The sequence below is a fragment of the Kitasatospora sp. NPDC059722 genome, from assembly GCF_042733235.1.
Taxonomy (GTDB): Bacteria; Actinomycetota; Actinomycetes; order Streptomycetales; family Streptomycetaceae; genus Kitasatospora.
On the sequence record NZ_JBHWGD010000004.1, the window covers coordinates 173,153 to 177,470 of the forward strand.

Annotated in this window: 3 protein-coding genes; 1 reads left to right on the plus strand and 2 read right to left on the minus strand. The window is 73.6% G+C overall.

The window, feature by feature from the left end; all coding sequences use genetic code 11:
• Positions 1 to 84 precede the first annotated feature (84 nt).
• Complete coding sequence (locus ACFV4F_RS04240) at positions 85 to 1,821, minus strand: amidase (RefSeq protein WP_380500367.1); 1,737 nt, start codon at positions 1,819 to 1,821, stop codon at positions 85 to 87.
• Positions 1,822 to 1,900: 79 nt separating this feature from the next.
• Positions 1,901 to 3,400, minus strand: a complete 1,500-nt coding sequence (locus tag ACFV4F_RS04245) for an APC family permease (protein WP_380448532.1) — start codon at positions 3,398 to 3,400, stop codon at positions 1,901 to 1,903.
• Between the two features lie 162 nt (positions 3,401 to 3,562).
• On the opposite strand from ACFV4F_RS04245, the gene ACFV4F_RS04250 reads away from it, so the two are divergent.
• The gene (locus ACFV4F_RS04250; RefSeq protein WP_380448534.1) at positions 3,563 to 4,192 is read left to right on the plus strand and encodes a TetR/AcrR family transcriptional regulator; all 630 of its coding nucleotides are present in this window, start codon (positions 3,563 to 3,565) and stop codon (positions 4,190 to 4,192) included.
• The last annotated feature ends 126 nt before the right edge of the window (positions 4,193 to 4,318 follow it).

The following is a 4,318-nucleotide window of genomic DNA, read 5'->3' on the forward strand; positions in this document are numbered from 1 at the left end:
CCGCCTCAGCCTCACTCCCCCGCCCCCCGCCGCCGGCGCCCGCACCCCGTACCCGGCGGGGACGGGCCGCTCGGGGTCGGGGCCTCAGGAGGCCCGCAGCCGTGGGGTGCGGGGCGGTTCCGTGCGGCGGCGCCCGGTCCTCTCGAAGGCGGCGGCGAGGCGGAGCAGCGAGTTGTCGTTGTAGGCGCGGCCCGCGAAGGTCAGTCCCACCGGCATGCCGGTGTCGGTCATGGTGCCCATCGGCACGGTCACCGTCGGGATGCCGAGGTGGCGCGGTACGAGGTTGCCGTTCGCGACCCACACGCCGTTGCGCCAGCCCAGGTCGGCGGAGGCCTCGTTCACGTCCATGTCGGCCGGGCCGACGTCGGCGACCGTGGGGAAGACCACGGCGTCCAGGCCGAGTTCGTCCATCCACTCCTCCAGATCGATCCTGCGGGTCTCCTCCAGCCCGCGCAGTCCCTGTTCGAGGTGTGGGATGTCGGTGAACGCCCGGTAGGCCTGGTCGCGGACCAGTCGGGGGTAGTCGGCGATCACGTCGTCGAAGCCGGCGTAGCGGTCCGGCAGTTCGCCCGGGTGCTTGGGCCAGATCAGGGCGCCGTCGACGTCGGCGAGGGTGGGGAGCGCGGGGTCCGCGTTGGCGCGCAGGAAGTCGTCCCAGGCCCAGGCCGACAGGTCGAGGATCTCGCGGGCGAGGAAGTCGCGGCCGACCAGGCCCCGGGAGAGCAGGGACGGCGCGCCGGGCCGGTCGGACTCGTAGTTGGTCACCACGGGGAAATCGACCTCGACGGCCTCGGCGCCGGCGGACTCCAGGTCGCGGCGGGCGGCCTGCCACAGGGCGAGGACCGAGGCGCGCGTGTCGATCCGCTGCCCGGTCTGGCCGCCGATGCCGCCGTCCGGGTTGGTGCCCGCGTCGGGGTCGGCGTTGATGTACATCCTGGGCACGCCGACGCGTCGGCCGGCGAGCGTCGCACGCGCCGCCGCCGTGTCCGCGGGCGCCAGGGCCGGGTACGAGGCCGGGCGGACGCGGGACGGTGCGGGCAGCGGCACCCAGGGCTGGGCCCGCCACAGGTCGCCGCGGGTGTCCGGGTCGTCGGCGACGATGACGTCGAGCAGTTCGAGCAGGTCGGCCATGGTCCTGGTGTGCGGGACCACGACGTCCATGGTCGGTACGAGCGGCCAGTTGCCGCGCACCGAGATCACGCCGCGGCTGGGGGTGTAGGCGCACAGGGCGTTGTTCGAGGCGGGCGCGCGGCCCGAGGACCAGGTCTCCTCGCCGAGGCCGAACGCGCCGAACGAGGCCGCCGTGGCGGTGCCCGAGCCGTTCGAGGAGCCGGAGCCGTAGGCGCTGGTCAGCCAGTCGGCGCTGTACGGGCTCTCGGCGCGGCCGTGGACGCCGCGCTGCATGCCGCCGTTGGCCATCGGCGGCATGGTGGTCAGGCCGATGAGCACGGCGCCAGCGGCGCGCAGCCGCTCGATGGCGAAGGCGTCGCGCCGGGCCACCAGGTGCTCGAAGGCCGGCGAACCGGCGGCGGCGGTCAGGCCCTTGGCGAGGTAGCTGTCCTTGGCGGTGTACGGGATGCCGTCGAGCGGACCGAGCGTCCGCCCCTGGGCGCGGCGGGCGTCGGAGGCCTCGGCGTCGGCGCGGGCGTCCGGGTTCATCACGACGACGGAGTTGAGCGCCGTGGGGGTGCCGGGCCGGTCGTAGGCCTCGATCCGGGCGAGGTAGGCGTCGAGCAGGCCGACCGAGGTGGTCTCGCCCTTCTCCAGCGCCGCGCGCAGGTCGGCGATGCCGGTCTCGACGACGTCGAACGGGTGGGTCATGCGGGTGTCCCTAGGAATGTGAGGCGGTCGGACGGTCCGGGGCGCTCGGCCCCGGACGCGTCACGGGGTGGTCGCGGAACTACAGGACGGCCGGGGCGAGTTCGTCGGTGGAAGGGCGGTCCTGGTCGGGGTCGGGCATGCGGCGGTCGGGGCGGCGCGCCAGCAGGTAGGCGAGGCCGGCGAGGGTGACGGTACCGACGCCGAGCGGTGCCGCCCAGACCTGGTACCAGGGAGCTCCGGCCGGGGCGAGGACGGCGCGCGGCCAGCAGATATTGACCACTTCGAAGCCGGTCCACAGCACCGCGAGGAGGTTGATCGGAGTGCCGAGGCGCCCGTAGCCGACCGCTCCGGCGGGCTTCCAGGTGCCGCGCAGGCGGGCGGTCAGGGCGACGACGGTGAGCAGGAAGAACGGCACGAAGGTGGCGGCGCTGCCGAAGGTGATCAGGCTGCCGATGGCCGAGGTGCTCAGGCCGAGGGGCAGTGCGGCGCAGCTGATCACCGTGGCGGCGACGAGGCCGCCGATCGGCGCCTTGTGCCGGTTGATCCGGCGGACGTGGCGGGAGAAGGGGAAGACGTCGTCGCGGGCGAGGGAGTAGAGGCCGCGGGCCGCGCCGCCCTGGGAGGCCATGAGGCAGGCGGTGAAGCTGATCAGGACGACGAGGACGAAGGGCTTGTCGGCCCAGCCGCCGAAGGCGTGGGTGACGGCGGTGGTGACCGGGTCGAGGTCCGTGACCGCGACGACGGCGGCCGGGTCGGGGTGGGCGAGCTCGACCGAGACCGCGTTGAGGATCACGACGAGCCCGACGCTGAGCAGCGACCACCACATGGCCCTGGGGACCTGCCGGGCCGCGTCCTTGGTCTCCTCGGCGGTCGACACGCAGGCGTCGAAGCCGATGAAGGCCCAGCCGGCGACGGCCACGGCGGCGAGCAGGGCACCGGTGTCGCTGATGCCCAGCCCCTTCGGCGCGTCGAGGAAGTCGGTGAGCAGGGAGAAGCCGTGCTGCCGGAAGACCAGCAGCAGGGTGAAGCCGACCAGGACGGAGGCGACGGCCTCGGCGGCGATGCCCAGGCTGACGAACCAGCGCAGGAAGTTGATGCCGTAGGCGTTGACCGCGGTGCAGAAGAGCAGGAAGCCGACCGAGACGAGGACCTGCTCGGTGGGCGTCGGGACGGCCCCGAAGAGGGCGAAGAGCCACGGCGAGGCGAGGTAGGCGACCGTGGTGTTGCCGAACATCACGGCGAACTGCCACATCCAGCCGCTCAGCCAGGCGAAGGCCGGTCTGGACAGGCGTCTGCTCCATTGGTAGGCGCCGCCGGCCAGCGGCCACTGCGAGGCGAGCTCGGAGTAGACGGCGACGACCAGGCACTGCCCGAGCAGGCACAGCGGCAGCGCCCAGATCCAGGCCCCGCCCGCGACGCTCATGCCGACCTGCACGGCGGCGTACAGCCCGACGACCGGGGAGACGACGGCGAAGCCCATGGAGATGTTGCCGAGCACGCTGAGGCTGCGCCGCAGCTCCTGCTGGTAGCCGAGCGCGGCGAGCCGGTCGGCGTCGGTCTTCTCGCCTGTGGTGCTCACGCCTGTGGTGCTCACGGCTGTGGTGCGCACGGGTGGGGTGTGCTCGGTGGGGGTGTTCTCGGCCACGAACTGCGCCCTCCAGATAAAACTAACTTAGTTAGCGACGACTGTTGGTCTGGCACCATAGCCCCTGGACGGGGACAGCGGAAGAGGGGATTTTTGGTGGGCCGACCGAGCAGGGCATTGCTGACCCACGAGCGGATCGCGGTCGCCGCGCTCCAGGTGGTGGACGAGGAAGGTCCCGAGGGGCTGACCATGCGCGCACTCGCGGACCGGCTCGGGGTCAAGGCGGCGTCGCTCTACAACCACATCCAGAGCAAGGAATCACTGGTCGACGCGGTCTCCGAGCTGGTCAACGACGAGATCGACCACGAGCCGCTCGGCGACCCCGACTGGCGCTCCGGCCTCGCCGCGTACGCACGCGGCTACCGCGCCGTCTTCCTGCGGCACCCGAACGCCGTCGCGCTGCTCGCCCGGCGCCGCGTCGAGGCGGACAGCGCCCTGCGCGGCTACGACGCGCTGCTCGCCCTCCTGGGCAGGGCCGGCCTCGGCCCCGCGGACGCGGCGGAGGTCGCCGCGGCCCTGGACTACCTGGTCCTGGGCTCGGCGATGGAGACCTTCACCGCCGGCTTCACCCGGGAACCGGCCGCCTACCGGCCGGAGTACCCGGCGCTCGCGGACGCCCTGGACGGCTCCTTCGCGCGCGGCGGAGGCGCGACGGGCCTCGACGACCGCGGGTTCGAACTGGGCCTCGGCCTACTCCTCGACGGCGTGGAACGCCGGAGCGAGTAGGGGGAGGCAGGGGGCACCGGGCCGTGGGGGGGCGGGGGCGGCCCGGGGCGGGGCTCTTGTGTGGGGGGGCGGTGTCAAGAAACCCCGACACGGCGGGGCGCCCCCCCCAGACGCGGTGGGCGCGCG

Excerpts from the sequence above, each read along its gene's own strand:
- ACFV4F_RS04240 (WP_380500367.1), bottom strand. The coding sequence starts at position 1,821 with ATGACCCACCCGTTCGACGTCGTCGAGACCGGCATCGCCGACCTGCGC.